The 1,334-nt window shown below is 41.1% G+C and carries 2 protein-coding genes; both read left to right on the top strand.

What is annotated here, in order from left to right; translation table 11 throughout:
• Positions 1–90: 90 nt before the first annotated feature.
• The gene (locus tag I4V44_RS17735) at positions 91–438 is read left to right on the top strand and encodes a transposase (protein ID WP_004615306.1); all 348 of its coding nucleotides are present in this window, start codon (positions 91–93) and stop codon (positions 436–438) included.
• Positions 389–1,249, top strand: a complete 861-nt coding sequence (locus tag I4V44_RS17390) for an IS3 family transposase (RefSeq protein WP_009246074.1) — start codon at positions 389–391, stop codon at positions 1,247–1,249. The genes I4V44_RS17735 and I4V44_RS17390 overlap by 50 nt, the downstream gene beginning before the upstream one ends.
• Positions 1,250–1,334: the final 85 nt, after the last annotated feature.

Genomic DNA, 1,334 nt, shown 5'->3' with positions numbered 1-1,334 from the left:
TATAATGGTATCGTAATTTAAGACACTTCAAGAGACATTTCTTAATGAATCTGATATACTGTAAACACTACAGAAAGAAGGATTATTATTATGTCTCGAACAAGAAGAAATTTCTCTGCCAAATTCAAATCAGAATTAGTGATTGAACTGCTCAAAGGAGAAAAAGACTTAAATACAATCGCAACCGAAAACAATATTCAGCCGAATCTTCTCCGCAACTGGAAGAAGGAGTTCCTCGATAAAGCATCCGTGGTTTTTAATGACACACGAGAGGATAATCTGAAAGAAAAACTCGCTTTAGAACGCAAGGAAAAAGCTGAATATGCGAAAAAAGTTGGCCAGCTCACCATGCAGGTGGATTGGTTGAAAAAAAAATCTGAAGAAACACTTGGACCTGACTACGAGAGTAAATTTAGTCCAAAACCTTTTGAAGACTAAAGAACTTCCAGTTAAAACAGGAGCTACACTTCTTGATATCAATCGTACCAGTGTTTATTACAAGGGCATGCCCATATCTCAGGAGGAGTTGGATTGCAAATCGATCATAGATCGATTACACACGGATAATCCGGCCTGGGGAGCACGACAACTGTCTGCTCAACTGAAGAAGCGTGGGCATCAGGTTGGTCGCCGGAAAACGCGCCGTTATATGAATGAAATGGGGATTGATCCAATTTATCCAAAAATGAACCTTTCTAAACGTATGCGACAGGCTAAAGTCTGCCCGTATCTGCTACGTAACGCCGTTATCGACCGTCCAAATCAGGCATGGTCAATCGACATTACATACATCCCCATTAAGCGTGGATTTCTGTATCTGACCGCTGTGATTGACTGGTACAGCCGCTGTATCGTTGGCTGGGAAGTCGATGATACTCTGGATACCAGAATGGTCATAACTGCGTTAAAAAAGGCGTTTATAGTGGCAAAACCTGTTATCCTGAATTCAGATCAGGGCTGTCAGTTTACAAGCAATGAGTACATGAATTTCCTCAAAGAGAACCAGATCCGTCAAAGCATGGATGGTAAAAGCCGGTGGGCTGACAATATCATGATTGAACGATGGTTCCGAAGCTTCAAGTACGAGGAAGCATATCTGACCCAATATAACAATATCAGAGAAGCACGGAAGGCAATCGGTAAATATGTGCACACTTACAACTTTGAACGTTGTCATTCTGCACTCAATAATCAAACACCGGCATCCTGCTATTATCCGATTCTGTTACTGGATGATCATGCAGCCTAAGGGGGGATTTTCTCCCCTACCCAGTTACATATATCAGTTCATTATAAAAAGCTTAGATTTTTGTCTTGACAACTGAACCACTATA

Source organism: Blautia sp. 1001283B150304_161114_C9 (genome assembly GCF_015668165.1).
Taxonomy (GTDB): domain Bacteria; phylum Bacillota; class Clostridia; order Lachnospirales; family Lachnospiraceae; genus Blautia_A; species Blautia_A wexlerae.
This window is presented reverse-complemented; position numbering and strand designations above follow the sequence as displayed.

Coding starts and splice junctions, on each gene's coding strand:
- I4V44_RS17735 (WP_004615306.1), top strand. CDS start 91: ATGTCTCGAACAAGAAGAAATTTCTCTGCCAAATTCAAATCAGAATTA.